Origin of the sequence: Kitasatospora sp. NPDC057738 (assembly GCF_042798815.1) — a bacterium.
Classification (GTDB): Bacteria; Actinomycetota; Actinomycetes; order Streptomycetales; family Streptomycetaceae; genus Kitasatospora; species Kitasatospora lactacystinica.
The window spans coordinates 73483-88294 of the sequence record NZ_JBHVJT010000012.1 but is presented as its reverse complement, the minus strand read 5'-3'; the positions used below and the strand labels follow the sequence as shown (position 1 = coordinate 88294).

At 71.1% G+C, this 14812-nt stretch carries 15 protein-coding genes; 3 read left to right on the top strand and 12 right to left on the bottom strand.

Translation table 11 applies throughout. From position 1 onward, the window contains the following. Window positions 1-35: 35 nt before the first annotated feature. Window positions 36-269: a DUF397 domain-containing protein gene (locus ACFVGO_RS09165; protein ID WP_380631227.1), complete on the bottom strand. Its 234-nt coding sequence runs from the start codon at window positions 267-269 to the stop codon at window positions 36-38. Continuing rightward, window positions 256-1092 (bottom strand): Scr1 family TA system antitoxin-like transcriptional regulator, encoded by an 837-nt coding sequence (locus tag ACFVGO_RS09160; RefSeq protein ID WP_380631226.1) that lies wholly within the window; start codon window positions 1090-1092, stop codon window positions 256-258. Before ACFVGO_RS09160 ends, ACFVGO_RS09165 begins: the two co-directional genes overlap by 14 nt. Before the next feature lie 130 nt (window positions 1093-1222). On the opposite strand from ACFVGO_RS09160, the gene ACFVGO_RS09155 reads away from it, so the two are divergent. Together ACFVGO_RS09155 and ACFVGO_RS09150 are read left to right on the top strand one after the other, a co-directional pair. Next, window positions 1223-1543 carry a hypothetical protein gene (locus ACFVGO_RS09155; RefSeq protein WP_380631225.1) on the top strand — a complete coding sequence of 107 codons (321 nt, stop codon included), beginning with the start codon at window positions 1223-1225 and terminating at the stop codon, window positions 1541-1543. A gap of 8 nt (window positions 1544-1551) precedes the next feature. Further along, entirely contained in the window at window positions 1552-1794 is a 243-nt protein-coding gene (locus ACFVGO_RS09150; protein WP_380631224.1) for a hypothetical protein, read from the top strand. A 214-nt stretch (window positions 1795-2008) separates the two neighbouring features. On the opposite strand, the gene ACFVGO_RS09145 is transcribed toward ACFVGO_RS09150, so the two are convergent. From ACFVGO_RS09145 to bioB, 4 genes are read right to left on the bottom strand one after another with little or no spacing between them, the layout of a single operon-like run. Then, the gene (locus ACFVGO_RS09145) at window positions 2009-2455 is read right to left on the bottom strand and encodes a hypothetical protein (protein ID WP_359913369.1); all 447 of its coding nucleotides are present in this window, start codon (window positions 2453-2455) and stop codon (window positions 2009-2011) included. A 52-nt stretch (window positions 2456-2507) separates the two neighbouring features. Further along, complete coding sequence (gene bioD, locus ACFVGO_RS09140; RefSeq protein WP_380631223.1) at window positions 2508-3266, bottom strand: dethiobiotin synthase; 759 nt, start codon at window positions 3264-3266, stop codon at window positions 2508-2510. Next, window positions 3263-4567: an adenosylmethionine--8-amino-7-oxononanoate transaminase gene (locus ACFVGO_RS09135; protein ID WP_359913348.1), complete on the bottom strand. Its 1305-nt coding sequence runs from the start codon at window positions 4565-4567 to the stop codon at window positions 3263-3265. The genes bioD and ACFVGO_RS09135 overlap by 4 nt, the downstream gene beginning before the upstream one ends. 27 nt (window positions 4568-4594) lie before the next feature. Next, window positions 4595-5848 (bottom strand): biotin synthase BioB, encoded by a 1254-nt coding sequence (gene bioB, locus ACFVGO_RS09130; RefSeq protein ID WP_380350633.1) that lies wholly within the window; start codon window positions 5846-5848, stop codon window positions 4595-4597. Window positions 5849-6130: 282 nt separating this feature from the next. Here bioB and ACFVGO_RS09125 point away from each other — a divergent pair, with 282 nt between their 5' ends. After that, the gene (locus ACFVGO_RS09125) at window positions 6131-6985 is read left to right on the top strand and encodes a hypothetical protein (RefSeq protein WP_359913343.1); all 855 of its coding nucleotides are present in this window, start codon (window positions 6131-6133) and stop codon (window positions 6983-6985) included. Window positions 6986-7186: 201 nt separating this feature from the next. On the opposite strand, the gene ACFVGO_RS09120 is transcribed toward ACFVGO_RS09125, so the two are convergent. The 6 genes from ACFVGO_RS09120 to ACFVGO_RS09095 all read right to left on the bottom strand — a co-directional run bounded on the left by ACFVGO_RS09120 (window position 7187) and on the right by ACFVGO_RS09095 (window position 14675). Next, on the bottom strand, window positions 7187-9679 hold the full coding sequence (locus ACFVGO_RS09120) for a DEAD/DEAH box helicase (protein WP_380631255.1): 2493 nt from the start codon (window positions 9677-9679) through the stop codon (window positions 7187-7189). A gap of 88 nt (window positions 9680-9767) precedes the next feature. Next, the gene (locus tag ACFVGO_RS09115) at window positions 9768-10430 is read right to left on the bottom strand and encodes a hypothetical protein (protein ID WP_380350635.1); all 663 of its coding nucleotides are present in this window, start codon (window positions 10428-10430) and stop codon (window positions 9768-9770) included. Further along, window positions 10423-11178 carry a hypothetical protein gene (locus ACFVGO_RS09110; protein ID WP_359913335.1) on the bottom strand — a complete coding sequence of 252 codons (756 nt, stop codon included), beginning with the start codon at window positions 11176-11178 and terminating at the stop codon, window positions 10423-10425. The genes ACFVGO_RS09115 and ACFVGO_RS09110 overlap by 8 nt, the downstream gene beginning before the upstream one ends. 28 nt (window positions 11179-11206) lie before the next feature. Beyond that, window positions 11207-11917, bottom strand: a complete 711-nt coding sequence (locus ACFVGO_RS09105) for a hypothetical protein (RefSeq protein ID WP_380350637.1) — start codon at window positions 11915-11917, stop codon at window positions 11207-11209. 41 nt (window positions 11918-11958) lie between these two features. Beyond that, complete coding sequence (locus tag ACFVGO_RS09100) at window positions 11959-14190, bottom strand: hypothetical protein (protein WP_380631222.1); 2232 nt, start codon at window positions 14188-14190, stop codon at window positions 11959-11961. Between the two features lie 32 nt (window positions 14191-14222). Next, a complete protein-coding gene (locus ACFVGO_RS09095) occupies window positions 14223-14675 on the bottom strand; it encodes a hypothetical protein (protein ID WP_359913327.1) in 453 nt (150 codons plus the stop codon). Between the last annotated feature and the right edge of the window lie 137 nt (window positions 14676-14812).

The window sequence follows — 14812 nt, the reverse complement described above, 5'->3', positions numbered from 1 at the left end:
CCCGGAGCGGGCGAGGCCCACTCCGCCACCACTTCTCAGATGCTGCCGAACTCGCCGGCGGAGGTGGCGGAGATGAAGGCGGCGAAGGCCTCGGGAGAGACGGCGAGATGGGCGCCCGGGGTTTTGGTGTCGCCGATGAGGATCAGGTCGTGGGTGGCGAGGAAGCTGGTGGCTACCTGTACGCAGTCGCCGTCGCCCTGGGGATCGCTGTAGGTCGACTTGACCCAGTGGGCAGTGGAGGGGTCCAGGGCCGAATCATGTGGGGTCATTCCGGGGATCCTCCGATGCTCTCTGCAGCCACGCCAACGACTCATCAGGCGTAAGGGCGACTGTTCGGAGCGTATCGTAGATCAGTGCCAAATCGGTCACCTGGTCTGGGGTCTCGACGAGTTGGCCCGACTGCAGTCCCTCCAAGTAGGCGACCCGAGGGGCGTCGTCGAAGTGGAGAAGGGTCAGCGAACCGCCGATGGCGCCGTGACCTCGATCGATGGGCAGAATCTGTACGGCAGCGTTCCTGCCCTGTGCGATGGCGATCACGTGCCTGATCTGTTCGCGGGTGATCTCAGGGCTGCCGACGACCCGGCGGGCAGCTGCTTCGTCCAGAACGACCCAAATGAATGGAGGTGTGGGGCCATGGAGGATTCGCTGTCGAGCCTTACGACGGTTCCAGCGTTCCCGGACTTCCTGTTCGGATGCCCGAGGTCGGCCCAGTCGTAGGAGAGCCAGGCCGTAGTTCTCGGTCTGCCACAGGCCCGGAATCGACAGCGCGAACTTCAGATGGGTGTTCGCTGCCGGTTCGAGTGCCATATAGCGCCGCGACCAGTCCGGAAAGGCCTCGCTGCTCACGAGGGGGAAGAACCGGGTGAAGAAGCCCTCGGAAGAGGGAAGCGCAGTGTCGAGCAGTGGGGGGAGATCCGGCGGTGGAGTCCGGTGTGCAGCCTCGATGTTGGCCATGTGGGACTTGCTGTAGCGAACCTGCTCGGCCAGATCGGCAATGGACAATCCGGCGCAGGTTCGGTGGTGCCGGATCTCTGACCCGAAGAAGTGTCGGGCGGAGCGGCCGGGGGTGAGGTCGCGAGGCTGGGCAGACATCTGAGGCCTCCGGATGTCTTCAAAAGGGGTGGGGACATGCCGCTTCTTCACAAGCGTAGCCCGAGGCGTGACGCTTGAATCACGAACGGTGACGGCCGAATCCGGCGAACACCTCAGTGGAGTGGCAAATATGACCAACAATCAATCTGCTGAAAGCCTCATCCTGCGGCGGAACTTTCCGCCCTGCCGCTGCGCGCAGTGCGGCGACTCCGTCCCCGAGGCGCGGGTGAACGCCTCCTCCCTGACCCCCGCGGCGCCGGCCGCGCGGCGGGTGGCGCCGCCCTCCAACCCCTACCGCCCCTCCATCGTCGGCGAGCGGGTCTTCGACGTCCGCTCGGGACGCTGGGCCGCCTTCATGGGGTGGCAGCACGGCCGCGCCTACCTCCGGCCCCCCGGCGGCGGCATCGAGTGGGACGCCGAAGCGCGTTGGATCACGAACACCGAACAGTGAGATGCCCGATGAGCAGCATGATCGACAAGACCACGGCCGAGGACCGTCGCACCGCGGCCGACGTCCTCGACGACCTCCAGGCCGTCCTGAACGCCGCCGACGTGAAACTCCCGTCCCTCGGGATCGACTGGCGCTCGGCCAAGGCCACCGGCGTCGTCCTGATCGACCTCGGGGCCGCCCGGCCGGACGTCATCGAGCGGCTGGTCGTCGTCCTCCGCAGAGGTATGCGGCCGTCGCCGCCGCCGGCGTGATCGTCGTCGGGAGTCTCGCGGTCGCCGCCGTCGCCGCCCTCATGATTCCCGAGGGCGTATCGACCCCGGCGAGTGCCATGGCGTTCGTCCTCGTCTTCCTCGCATCCTCTACGGGCGGATTCGCCTTCGCCGCAGGGTGGATGAGGGCGCACACGTAGCAGCGCGGGCTTCGAGCACTCTCGAAGCCCGCGCCGACTCGCGAATTCCCGTCCTCTCAGGTGCCGTTGAGGGCGTAGCTGCGGAAGGTGGCCAGCAGCGGCAGCACCTCGGTCTTGCTGGGGTCCTCGGTGACGGCCCGCATCGCGTCGATCACGGTGTGGGCGATGATCTTCGTCACCGAGAGGTCCTCCGCCGGAGCGAGGGTGCCCCAGGCCTTCAGGGTCTGGGTCAGCAGGGCGCTCATTCGGGCGCCGATGTTGGAGCTGACGGCGTCGGAGATCTCGGCGATCTCCTCGTCGCTCATGGTGGCGCGCAGCCCGAAGGCGAGCGCCATCAGGGTGTCCATGGCGTGCTCGCCGTACGCGGCGACCAGTGCCGGCAGCGGCCGTTCACCGGTGCCGCCCGCCGCCAGGGCGAACAGCGCCTCGTCGTCGTCCTTCCACGCCGCCTCCAGGGCGGCCAAGGCCCGCAGGGCCTCGTCTGCGGTGAGCCCGTCTGTCATGGAAAGAACGGTATTGAGCCGTCCCGGCTTCCGACAGGGGCGGAAGCCGGGATCACCCCTTCGAGCGAAGCGGGGTCGAATCGGGCCGGTGGGCGTGCGCGAAGTGCTCGGCGTCCCAGCTGCCGCCCAGCTCAGGGGCCAGCGAGGCGTACGCGAGGGCGGCGAAGTCCTCGGCGCCGCCCGCTCGTTCCGGCAGGGCGCCGAGCAGTGGGGCGCCGGCGGAGCGGGGCAGGTCGGCCAGGTTGCAGCGCTCGGCGAGGCCGGGCTCGGCGGGCCAGGAGCCGACGAGCACACCCGCGAGCGGCAGGCCCCGGGCCGCCAGGGCCTCCGCGGTGAGGGAGACGATGTTGAGCGTCCCGAGCCCGGCCGAGGCGATCAGCAGCACCTCGGCCGGAAGCCCGGCGTCGAGCACCGCCCGGGCCTGGTCGGCGAGCGTGCGGCCCTCGTCGTCGTAGCGGACCAGCAGCCCGCCCGCGCCTTCCACCAGGACCAGGTCGTGTGTGGAAGCCAGCTCGGCGACCTCGGACACCACCTCGGCGGGGGAGAGGTACGGCATCCCGGCCCGTCGGGCGGCGGTGTCGGGCGCCAGCGGCTCGGGGTAGCGCACCAGCTCACGGATCGTCAGCTCGCCCGCCAGGCACCGGACTTCGGCTGCGTCGCCGGGCTCGTCGGCCGTCACGCCGGTCTGCCCGGGCTTGAGCACGGCTACCTTCAGCCCGGCCCGCAGCGCCGCCGAGGCGACGGCGGCCGTGGCAACGGTCTTGCCGACGTCCGTGTTGGTCCCCGTCACGAAGAGGATGCGCGCGCTCATCCCTTCACCGCCGCGGCGGTCACGGCGGCAGCGATCCGTGCCACGTCCTCGTCCTCCGTCACATAGGGGGGCATCGTGTAGATCAGGTCCCGGAAGGGCCGCAGCCACACGCCTTCGCGCGCCGCCGCCTCGGTGGCCGCCGGGACGTCCACCGGGTGGTCCAACTGCACGACGCCGATGGCCCCTTGGACCCGTACGTCGAGTACGCCGGGGACGTCCGCGGCCGCCGCGAGACCCTCGGTCAGCCCGGTCCCGATCCGCTTGACCTCCGTCGACCAGTCCTGCCCGAGCAGCAGCTCCAGCGAGGCGTTGGCGACCGCGCAGGCCAGCGGGTTGCCCATGAACGTGGGCCCGTGCGCGAGCACCGGCACCTCGCCGCGGCTGATCCCGTCCGCGACCTCGCCGGTGCACAGGGCGGCGGCCAGCGTCAGGTAGCCGCCGGTCAGCGCCTTGCCCAGGCACATCACGTCCGGCGAGACGCCCGCGTGGTCGGCGGCGAACAGGGCGCCGCTGCGCCCGAAGCCGGTGGCGATCTCGTCGAAGACCAGCAGCACCCCGTAGCGGTCGCACAGTTCGCGCAGCATCCGCAGGTAGGCGGGGGAGTGGAAGCGCATCCCGCCCGCGCCCTGGACCACCGGTTCGACGATGACGGCGGCCAGCTCGTCGGCGTGACGCGCCATCAACTCCTCGAACCGAGCGGCGTATTCGGGGTCGAGCGGAGCGTCGAACCCGGCCGGCGGCTCCGGGGCGAACAGCTGGCCGGGCAGCACCCCGCCCCACAGGTGGTGCATCCCGCCGTCCGGGTCGCACACCGACATCGGGTGGAAGGTGTCCCCGTGGTAGCCGCCGCGCCAGGTGAGCAGCCGGCGCTTGGCCGGCCGCCCGATGGACTGCCAGTACTGGAGGCACATCTTCATCGCGACCTCGACGGCCACCGAGCCCGAGTCGGCGAGGAAGACGTGCCGCAGCGGCTCCGGAGTGATCTCCACCAGCCTGGCGGCCAGCCGGACGGCGGGCTCGTGGGTGAGCCCGCCGAACATCACATGGCTCATCCGCCCCAGCTGCTCGCGCACCGCCTCGTCCAGCACCGGGTGCCGGTAGCCGTGGATCGCCGCCCACCAGGACGACATCCCGTCGACCAGCTCGCGCCGCCCGCCCGCGACCGGCTCGGCCAGGCGCAGCCGCACCCCGGAGGCGGACTCGACCACGTACGGGGTGACGGTCCCGGGCATCGGCCCGTACGGGTGCCACACATGGGCGCGGTCGAGGGCGAGCAGGTCGGCCGCGGACGGCTGGAGCATGGTGCGTTCTCCGGAGGGTCGGAACTGTCAGGCGTTGGGCGCGAGTTCGGTGCCGGCGCCGCGGCGGCGGACCTTGACGAGGTCGCTGCGGAGCTCGTCCTCGGCGCCGGATCCGGCGACGGCCGCCGGGGAGACGGTCTCCGAGGGGACGGTCTCCGGGGCGGAGGCGTCCGAGGTGTGGGCGTGCCCGCCGCAGGGCCCGCAGCCGCCGCCGCTGCCGCAGGCCGAGGCCGCGGTGCCGCAGCCGCCGCCCGCCCGGTCTGCCTCGGCGACGTCCGCGCGGTGGCGCGGCAGGGTGGCCTCGCCGGCGCCCTCGACCTCGAAGCCGGCGTCCTTGATCATGTCGAGGTCGGTCTGCCCGGCCTGGCCCTCGCTGGTCAGGTAGTCGCCGAGGAAGATGGAGTTGGCGATGTGCAGGCCGAGCGGCTGCATCGAGCGCAGGTGCACCTCGCGCCCGCCGGCGATCCGCACCTCGGTGTCCGGGTTGACGAAGCGGACCATCGCCAGGATGCGCAGGCAGCGCTGCGGGGTGAGGTTCCACTCCTTGGCGAGCGGGGTGCCCTCGAACGGGATGAGGAAGTTGACCGGGACGGAGTCCGAGCCCAGGTCGCGCAGGGCGAAGACGACGTCGACCAGGTCCTCGTCGCTCTCGCCCATGCCGGCGATCAGGCCGGAGCAGGCGGACAGGCCCGCGCCGTGGGCCTTCTGCACGGTGTCCACCCGGTCCGCGTAGGTGTGGGTCTTGGTGATGGTCCCGTAGGTGCCCTCGGAGGTGTTGAGGTTGTGGTTGTAGGCGTCGGCGCCCGCCGCCTTGAGCCGCTCCGCCTGGTTGTCGGAGAGCAGGCCGAGGCAGACGCAGATCTCGACCTCCGGGTCGGCGTCCTTGATGGCGGCCATGGTGTCGGTGACCCGGTCGATGTCGCGGTCCGTCGGACCGCGGCCGCTGGCGACCAGACAGACCCGCTTGGCGCCGCCGGCCACCCCGGCGCGGGCCGCGTCGGCGGCCTGGTCGGGCTTGAGCCAGGTGTACTTGAGGATCTCGGCCTTGGACCCGAGCCGCTGCGAACAGTACGAGCAGTCCTCCGGGCAGAGCCCGCTCTTCAGGTTCACCAGGTAGTTGAGCTTGACCCGGCGGCCGAACCAGCGGCGGCGCACCTTGCCGGCCGCGGCGACCACGTCGAGCAGCTCGTCGTCGGTGGTGGCGAGGACGGCCAGGGCCTCCTCGCGGGTCGGGACTTCGCCGCGCAGGCCCTTGGCGGTGAGGGTATCGAGCAGATCCATGGGGCCGATCCTGCCTGGTGGTGATCGAGCGGCGCCAGAGCAAACCCGCCAGAAGATCGGTGTGAGGATGTGCCGATTGCCACAGTGTCGAAGGTCACGGCTCCGCCGCTGGTCACGCGCTTGACGCGAGGTCGGGCCAGAGGTTACCGGTGGGTAGGGAGCGAGTGGTGAACGGGCGGCGAGGGTGGCGCCGGGCCGGTGGCCGAGGCCTGCGGCGGACGATGATCCACAACCCCCGACCCCGTGATCCACGCCACCCCCGGGGTGCTTAGAATCTGCGCCATGACCACGCAGGGGGAGCGCACCCCGACTCCGGGAGAAGGCCGGGAAGGCCGGGCAGAGCAGCGGATCGGCGGCGACGCCGACACCGATGGGGGGACGGACCGCAGGCGGGGCCGTCGGCTGACGGTCCGTCGAACGGCCGGGTGGATCGTCGTCGTCGGGGTGGTCGCGGCCGGGGGATGGATCATCACCCGCCCGATGCCCGGCGACTACATACCCGGGCTCGGCCCGTCCAGCAAGGACGCGACCGCGACGCCGAAGGTGGTCGGCGCCCCGCCGCCGCGCACCGACCCCGAGGCCCTCAACGTCGACAACCTCTTCCCCGCCCAGCGGCCCGTCGAGGTCGGTGCCTTCAAGGCGCGGCGCAATGGCGTCCGGCAGGGCGAGAACTGCGCCGAAGTGCTCCAGGACCGCGCCCAGGACCCGCTCAAGGACACCGGCTGCCAGAGCTACCTGACCGTCAGCTTCAGCGGCCAGGACCGCCCGGTGCTCAGCAGCGTCACCCTGCTGCGCTTCCCCGACCAGCCCTCCGCCGCCAGGGCCGCCGACGCCCTGCGGGCCAAGCCCGGCGCGGTCGCCTTCATCCTCGCCGACACCACCACCGCCCCCGCCCAGCCGCCCGGCGGCGCCCGGACCGGCGGCGAGCCGCGGATCGAGGCGGTCGGGCACTACGTGACCGTCACCAGCTCGCGCTCGGGCGACGGCCGGCCGGCGGCCACCACCCCCGGCGGCACCGGGGCGCCGGCCACGCCGCTCCCGGGGGCCACCGGCACGGCGCCCAGCAGCGAACAGACCCTGGACGAGGCCACCCGCGCGCTCTCCTACGCGGCGGGCTCGCCGTTCGCCTGGATGTGACGGCGGCGGCCTGACGGCGGCCCGTGACGGTCCGACGGCGGCCCGATGACGGCGGCCTGACAGCGGCCCGATGACGAATCCCCCCGGAAGCCGCGGCCTCCGGGGGGATTCGTCATCGTCAGGACCGGGCCCGTGACCGGACCCGTGGCCGGGCCCGTGACCGGACCCGTGACCGGACCCGTGACCGGACCGGGATCCGGCTCAGCCGCCGAGCCGGTCCACCGCGGTCACCCGCAGCACCGCCCGGCCCTCCTCGTCCGAGCCGTACAGGTCGACCTCGGCGCTGATGCCCCAGTCGTGGTCGCCCTCCGGGTCGTCGAAGATCTGCCGGACCCGCCAGGAGGAGTCCTCCTCCTCGATGATCAGCATCTTGGGGCCGCGCGCGTCCGGGCCGGTGCCGAGGTCGTCGTACTCCTCCCAGTACCCGTCCATGGCGTCCGCCCAGCGGTCCGCGTCCCAGCCGTACTCGCCGTCCAGCTCGGCGAGCTCCTCGTAGTGCTCCAGCGCGCACAGCTCGACCCGGCGGAACATCTCGTTGCGCACCAGGACGCGGAAGGCGCGGGCGTTGGCGGTGACCGGCGCCGGCTTGTCGTCCAGCCGCACCTCGGCGGTGGCCGCCTCGGTCGGGTTGGCCAGCTGCTCCCACTCGTCCAGCAGGCTGGAGTCGACCTGGCGGACCAGCTCGCCGAGCCAGGCGATGACGTCCTTGAGGTCGTCGGTCTTCACGTCCTCGGGGACGGTCTGCTCCAGCGCCTTGAACGCGCCGGCCAGGTAGCGCAGCACGATGCCCTCGGTCCGGGCCAGCTCGTAGAAGCCGACGTAGTCCGAGAAGGTCATCGCCCGCTCGTACAGGTCGCGGACCACCGACTTCGGCTGCAACTGGTGGTCGCCGATCCACGGGTGCGCCCGGCGGTACACCTCGTAGGCGTGGGTGAGCAGCTCCTCCAGCGGCTTCGGGTACGTGATCTCCTGGAGCCGCTCCATCCGCTCCTCGTACTCGATGCCGTCCCGCTTCATCTCGCCGACGGCCTCGCCGCGCGCCTTGTTCTGCTGGGCGGCGAGGATCTGGCGCGGGTCGTCGAGGGTCGCCTCGACGACCGAGATCACGTCCATCGCGTACGAGGGCGAGGTCGGGTCGAGCAGCTCGAAGGCGGCCAGCGCGAAGGTGGACAGCGGCTGGTTGAGCGCGAAGTTCTCCTGGAGGTCCAGGGTGAGGCGGACGATCCGGCCCTCGGAGTCGGGCTCCGGCAGCCGCTCCACCACGCCGCCCTCCAGCAGCGAACGGTAGATGGCGATCGTGGTGCGGATGTGCCGGCGCTGCGCGGCCCGGTCCTCGTGGTTGTCGGTCAGCAGCTTGCGCATCGCCTCGAAGGCGTTGCCCGGGCGGCCGATCACCGACAGCAGCATCGCGTGGCTCACCTTGAACCGGGAGACCAGCGGCTCCGGGTCGGCGCCGATCAGCCTCTCGAAGGTCTCCTCGGTCCAGCCGACGAAGCCCTCCGGCGCCTTCTTGCGGACCACCTTGCGCTTCTTCTTCGGGTCGTCCCCGGCCTTGGCGATCGCCTTGTCGTTCTCGATCACGTGCTCCGGCGCCTGCGCCACCACCTGGCCGACGGTGTCGAAGCCGGCCCGGCCGGCCCGGCCGGCGATCTGGTGGAACTCGCGGGCGCGCAGGATGCGCACGCGCTGCCCGTCGTACTTGGACAGGGCGGTGAACAGCACCGTGCGGATCGGCACATTGACGCCGACGCCGAGCGTGTCGGTGCCGCAGATGACCTTCAACAGGCCCGCCTGGGCGAGGCGTTCGACCAGCCGACGGTACTTCGGCAGCATGCCCGCGTGGTGCACGCCGATGCCGTGACGCACGAAACGGGACAGGTTGCGGCCGAACTTGGTGGTGAAACGGAAGCCGCCGATCAGATCGGCGATGGCCTCCTTCTCCGCCTTCGAGCACATGTTGATGCTCATCAGCGACTGGGCCCGCTCCACCGCCTCCTTCTGGGTGAAGTGCACGACGTAGACCGGCGCCTGGCCGGTCTGCAGCAGCTCCTCCAGGGTGTCGTGCATCGAGGTGCGGCGGTACTCGTAGAACAGCGGCACCGGGCGGGTCGCGTTGCGCACCACCGTGGTCGGACGGCCCGTGCGGCGGGTCAGGTCCTCCTCGAAGCGGCGGACGTCGCCGAGCGTCGCGGACATCAGCAGGAACTGCGCCTGCGGCAGCTCCAGCAGCGGGATCTGCCACGCCCAGCCGCGGTCCGGCTCGGCGTAGAAATGGAACTCGTCCATGACCACCTGGCCGATGTCCGCCCGGCTGCCGTCGCGCAGCGCGATCTGGGCCAGCACCTCGGCGGTGCAGCAGATGATCGGCGCGGTCGGGTTCACGCTCGCGTCGCCGGTCATCATGCCGACCTGCTCGGTGCCGAACATCTTCACCAGGTCGAAGAACTTCTCCGACACCAGCGCCTTGATCGGGGCGGTGTAGAACGTCCGCTGCCCGTCCGCCAGCGCCGCGAAGTGCGCCCCCGCCGCCACCAGGCTCTTGCCCGACCCGGTCGGCGTCGCCAGGATCACGTTGTTCCCCGACACCAGCTCGATCAACGCCTCCTCCTGCGCCGGGTACAGGGTGATCCCCCGATCCTCCGCCCAGGCTGCGAACGTCTCGTACAGCGCGTCGGGGGTGGCGGGCTTCGGCATCAGATCAAGGAGGGTCACCCGGCTATCTTGCCTGCTCGCCGCCACCCCCGGCAAAGCCCGGGGCCGCGACGGGCCGGTCGGGAGGCCGTCAGAACGGCGCGGCGGGCGCCCGCGCGGCCAGCTGCGGGTCGTTCGTGCAGCCCTGGGCGCGGACCAGCTCCCTCGCTGTGCGCAGGGCGGCGGCGATACGGATCCGGTGGACCTCGGTGACGGGGGTGTCCGAGGACCAGCGGTCGCCGGTGATCGTGACCAGGCGGTACGGCCGGCCGGAGGGCTGCCCGTCCGTGTCCAGGTAGTCGCAGCGGACCAGCAACTGCACCGTGCCCTCGTGGAACAACCAGCCCTGGGCTCCCGGGCCGAAGTCCAGCGGCGCGGGGCGGATCGGCTCCCAGCCGGTCGACTCGGCCTTGGTCTTGGCCTGCCGGAACTTCTCGTCACGATTCTCGGTGGAGATCTTCGCGACCGCGTGGTTCAGCGGATTGTCGTCCTCCCACGTGACGTCGCAGGCGGCGTCGTGGGAGTACTCCCGGTCCGTGAGCGCCTTCCGGTCCTGCCATGCGACGGCCTTGTGTCCCTTGCCCACCAGGGCGGCCAGGTCGTCATGGGTGAACGCGTTCCAGCAGGCGCTCTGCGGCACGTCCACCCCCTGCCAGGGCTTGACGTACCAGAGCCCGCCGCCGACCCCGGCCACGAGCACCGCAGCGCCGAGCGCGATCGGCAGGACACGACGCCGGCGCGGGCGCTCAGCCACCGGCCTTCCCCTTCGACAGCTCCGGCACGGCGGGGGCGGCGGCGGGCAGCTGCACCTGGTTGGTGCACCGGTACTCGGCGGCGGCGACCCGGGCGACCTTCAGCGCGGCATCGGCGTACGCCTGGCGGGCCCCGGCCGGCGAGGCGCCGTCCACCGGGTCGCCCCCGGCCTCCACGCGGACGTACGGCGGGGCCTTCAGGTCGGGGCGGTCCCCGGGCGGCACCTGGAAGTCGCAGCGCACGTAGAGCCGGACGAAGTGATCCGAATCGTCGCTGGCCAGCCCCACCGCGCCGGGGCCGAAGTCCAGGTCGGCGACGGCGTGGTGCTCCCCGGTGTCCCGGGCGCGGTCGGCGTCCACCCCGTCCCAGGCGGGGTAGACCCGGACGTCGAGGAGGAAGCCGCCGGAACCGTCGTCCCCGTTCCAGACGACCCGGCAGTCGGTACTGCGGACCCGGGGCTCGTCCGGCACGGCCGGCGTCTGGAGCCGGGCCCGCGGCACGGCCTCGTACACCTTCCCGAACCGCCCGGCCAGCGGCTTCAGGTCATCGCGTGACAGCGCCGACCAGCAGGCGCTCTGCGCGATCTCCAACGACCGCCACGGCTGCCAGGCCCACAGCCCGCCCCCCACGGCGGCGGCCACCGCGAGGCCCCCGGCCAGCCACGGCAGCACCCGGGGCCGCCGCCACCACGGCGGTGGCGGCGGCGGGTCGTCGGGCGAGCGCGGGATGATGTGTGCGACGTCGACCACGGTTCAGGCAGCTCCTGTTGTCCGGGCGCTAGGAAGCGACGCGGGGGGCGGTAGCGGTCAGCGTCATGGTGTTCCGGCACTCGTACGCGGTCGCGGCGGCTCTGCCGATCTTGAGGGCGATGTCCGCATACGCCTGATGGGCCTTGCCGAGGGAGGCGCCGTGGACGATGTCCCCGGAGACCAGCACGCCGAAGTACTTCGGCGGGGGCTGGTCGCTGTCGTCCCTCGGGGCGTCGAAGTCGCACGGCACGTAGAGCCGGACCGACGCGTTCCCGGGGACGATGCTGCTGGCCGTGACCCACCCGGTCGTGCCGGGGCCGAAGTCGAGCGGGGTGACCGACCCGCCGCCCGCGTCGTTCTTCCGGTCGGCGTCGATCCGGTCGCGTGCCGGTCGCACCTCCGCGTCGAGCAGGATGGTCGCGTCCGGCCACATGACGCGGCAACGGGAGTCACGGCTCCCCGAGGCGGGCTTCGCCGGGGTTGCGATCTCGCGGGACGGCCGGGGCTCGGTGGCCTTCCCGTCCGGGCCCGTCAGCGGCTTGAGGTCGTTCGCATCCAGTACCCCCCAGCACGCGCTCTGTGGCAGCTCCACCGACTGCCACGGCTGCCAGGCCCACAGCCCGCCCCCCACGGCGGCGGCCACCGCGAGGGCGACGACGGCGTGCCAGGGACGGACCCGTGATCGGCGCGGGGACGGGTCTTCCGGGGACGGCGGGATGATGTGGGCGACGTCAACCATTTCTCAGCGCTCTCGGTCGTGGCAGGTGGTGGGACGCGGGGTCAGCCCTTGTGGGTGGCATCGTGGTACAAGCCCCGGCCGCTGGTGTAGCCGGTGTCCTCCTCCTGGGCGGCCCGGCGGGCCACGTCGTTGATGTAGTTCGGGTCGGCGCCCGCGTTGCGGCCGGCATCGTGGATGGCGTTGATGATCGCCTGATGCGACTTGCGCTCGGCTGCCGCCCTCGCGGTAGCGGCCTCGTCGCTGGCGTCGTTGTGGGTGTCCACCTTGTAGCCGTTGGCGACGTTGTCCATGATCTGGTTGACCGCGGTGTCGATGCCCTCGCCGATCAGGGGCGCTCGTCCCTTGATCGCGTCGCCGGCGAACGACCAGACCTGACCGGCGATCTCCCGCTTGGTGTCGATGGCGGCGTTGAACTCGGCGTCGCTGGCGGTGTGCTTCTCATAGATGGCGTCGATCATGGCGCTGGTGATCAGACCATTGACCTTCCCGGCCGGGTTGGCGACGTTCTCGACCGCCATGCCGAGATCCTTGTGCAACTCGGGGTGGGCCAGGACGTCCTGGAGCTGGGCTGTGGTGTACGCCTGCTGCGCGGCCGCGATCGACGCGTAGGCGTCCGGATCCTGGCCGAGCGCGCCGAGCAGGCGCGCGACCTCGGGCTGGCCGAGGAGGTTCGAGTCGGCGCCCGCTCCCTCCAGCGCGTTCTGGACGTCGCCGATGTAGTTGGCGGTCATGTTCCCGAGGCTGCTGTTGAGGTTCGCGAACAGGCCGCCCTTGAGTAGGTCCGGGCCGTCCTTGGTGCCGAACGTCTTCACCACGTCATTCATGATGTCGTTCATCGCGGCGGTGTGCGGGGGGAACCTGCCGTCGGCGTCGTCGTACGCCTTGCCCGTCGTGGCCGCCTCCAGGGCGTGGCCGAGCGCGGTGACGTCGAACGGGTCGGCGGTGCCCGGGTTGGGACGGGGCGGGTACTGCTGGTCGATCAGGATCGACCGGGGACCGGTGTCGGTGAGCATCTTGAGGTAGGTGTTCTCGCCGCCGGTGCTCTTGACCGTGCCGTCCGGGTTGAACGTGGTCGGTGCGTCGTGGAAGAACTTGGTGGCGGCCTCGGGGCTGTGGCCGAGTCCGTCCAGGATCGCGGACATCGGGTTGATGCCCCTGATGTTGCCGTCCTTGTCGGGCACGCCGATGAACTTGAGCTCGGTGTACGGGTACGTGGCCTTGGTGGCCGCGTCCCAGCGCATCGGGTTCTCCTGGGTGAGCTGGGTGATGTGCTGGGCGACCGGGACGAGGAAGTGGTCGTCGTACTTCCCGTTCCGCAGCAGGTTGGCCATGATCTGGTAGCCGTACGGGCTGTGCGCCGGGTTTGCGCCGGCGGGGACGGGGATCTGCGTGGCGCCGGCCGCGCGGAACCGCTTCTCCCACTCGTCCGAGACGTGCAGCGGCTGCTTGGTGTCGGTCGCGGTGGCCAGGGTGAGGCCGAGGTCCTGCTGGATGCCCTTGATCGCCGCGCTGCGGGCCGTGCTGTTGGCGTAGTCCCCGCTCTGCGCCATGGCGCCGTACTTGGCCATGAAGGTCGCCGGGTCCTGGTTGCCGTAGAAGGACGTGGCGAACCGCGGGTCGCTCTTGTGGTGGTCCAGGATGTCCTGGAGGTGCTTGAGTTGGGCGTCGCTGGCCTGGTCGCCGAGGCCGAGGATGTAGGTGGCCGCCTTGGCCTCCTCCTCCGGGATGCCGCCGACGGGGTTGGCGTTGAACGCGGTGCCGTCGCTGCCGGTGTCGTCGCCCAGGGCCCGGGAGGCGTCCTGGTCGGCTTCGGTGGCGCGGTCTATGGCGTCGCCGATGGCCTTGGCGGCGGTCTCGGCCTTGGCCTTCCAGCTCCTGGCGTACTCGGCGTCCTTCTTGTCCTCCTGGGTCGTGGGCGGCGGCCAGTGCACCGCGCCCTCGCCGTCGACGGTGAGGCCCTCGTGGGTCGCGTTCTGGACCGCGGTGGTGAGGTCGTTCTTCGCCGCCGTGATCTCGGTGTGGGCGTCGCGGAGCGTCTTGGCCAGGGCCGAGGCCTCCTCGAAGGCCGCGTGGATCTGGTCGCGGGCCCAGGTGAGCTTGGCGTTGGCGAGGCCGGCGGCGTCGCCGTGCCAGCCGGACTGCTGGATGGTGCCGATGACCTCGTTCTGCATCCGCTGGGTGAGGTCCCACTTGCGGACGAGGCTCTCGAAGTCACCGGCCGCGGAGGCGAGGCCGCCGAGGTCGACCTGCTGGAGCTGACTGAACGTCACCATGATCGTGCTGTATCCCCCCGTTCGCGCCGGCGCTAGCGTCCGGCGCCCTGCGCCTGGTTGAAGTGGGCCTGGATGTCCGTGTCGGTCCTGGTGTAACTCTGGGCCGTGGTCTGCAGGTTGGTGCCGATGTCGCCGACGGTGGTCTGCAGCCCGCCGGACTGGCTGGTCCAGGTGCCCCAGGTGGCGGTGAGCGCGCCGCCGAGGTTCCAGCCCTTGAGGGACCCGGCGGCGGCGTTGACGTGCTCGCCGGGCTGGTCGCACTCGGTCTTGACGGCGTCCCGCAGGGCGAAGGCGTTCTGCGCGGCCTGCTGGAGCACGCCGGGGTTCACGGCGACGGTCTTGCCGCCGGCCGCCGGGCTCAGTGAGACCGGTGCGGCGTTGGCGCCGGCCAGGTCCGGGAACTGCTTCTTCGCCTCTTCGGTGAGATTGCCCTTGTCGTCGAAGAGCCATGGATTCATTCGACGCTCGAATTCGAGGTCGGTCATTGTTTTCCCCCCGGATAAATGATCGGCAAGGATCGTACTATTTTTGCGGCCATGATTTCGGTGAATTGAATATTGATACCTGGTTAACAGATGGTGAATCACGACTGGATTGACCGGTTCATACTGTGCCGATCCGC

What these genes read in the sequence shown, in the direction of transcription:
- ACFVGO_RS09165 (WP_380631227.1), bottom strand. Translation starts at nt 269, where the DNA reads ATGACCCCACATGATTCGGCCCTGGACCCCTCCACTGCCCACTGGGTC.
- ACFVGO_RS09160 (WP_380631226.1), bottom strand. Translation starts at nt 1,092, where the DNA reads ATGTCTGCCCAGCCTCGCGACCTCACCCCCGGCCGCTCCGCCCGACAC.
- ACFVGO_RS09155 (WP_380631225.1), top strand. Translation starts at nt 1,223, where the DNA reads ATGACCAACAATCAATCTGCTGAAAGCCTCATCCTGCGGCGGAACTTT.
- ACFVGO_RS09150 (WP_380631224.1), top strand. Translation starts at nt 1,552, where the DNA reads ATGAGCAGCATGATCGACAAGACCACGGCCGAGGACCGTCGCACCGCG.
- ACFVGO_RS09145 (WP_359913369.1), bottom strand. Translation starts at nt 2,455, where the DNA reads ATGACAGACGGGCTCACCGCAGACGAGGCCCTGCGGGCCTTGGCCGCC.
- bioD (WP_380631223.1), bottom strand. Translation starts at nt 3,266, where the DNA reads ATGAGCGCGCGCATCCTCTTCGTGACGGGGACCAACACGGACGTCGGC.
- ACFVGO_RS09135 (WP_359913348.1), bottom strand. Translation starts at nt 4,567, where the DNA reads ATGCTCCAGCCGTCCGCGGCCGACCTGCTCGCCCTCGACCGCGCCCAT.
- bioB (WP_380350633.1), bottom strand. Translation starts at nt 5,848, where the DNA reads ATGGATCTGCTCGATACCCTCACCGCCAAGGGCCTGCGCGGCGAAGTC.
- ACFVGO_RS09125 (WP_359913343.1), top strand. Translation starts at nt 6,131, where the DNA reads ATGACCACGCAGGGGGAGCGCACCCCGACTCCGGGAGAAGGCCGGGAA.
- ACFVGO_RS09120 (WP_380631255.1), bottom strand. Translation starts at nt 9,679, where the DNA reads ATGCCGAAGCCCGCCACCCCCGACGCGCTGTACGAGACGTTCGCAGCC.
- ACFVGO_RS09105 (WP_380350637.1), bottom strand. Translation starts at nt 11,917, where the DNA reads ATGGTTGACGTCGCCCACATCATCCCGCCGTCCCCGGAAGACCCGTCC.
- ACFVGO_RS09100 (WP_380631222.1), bottom strand. Translation starts at nt 14,190, where the DNA reads ATGGTGACGTTCAGTCAGCTCCAGCAGGTCGACCTCGGCGGCCTCGCC.
- ACFVGO_RS09095 (WP_359913327.1), bottom strand. Translation starts at nt 14,675, where the DNA reads ATGACCGACCTCGAATTCGAGCGTCGAATGAATCCATGGCTCTTCGAC.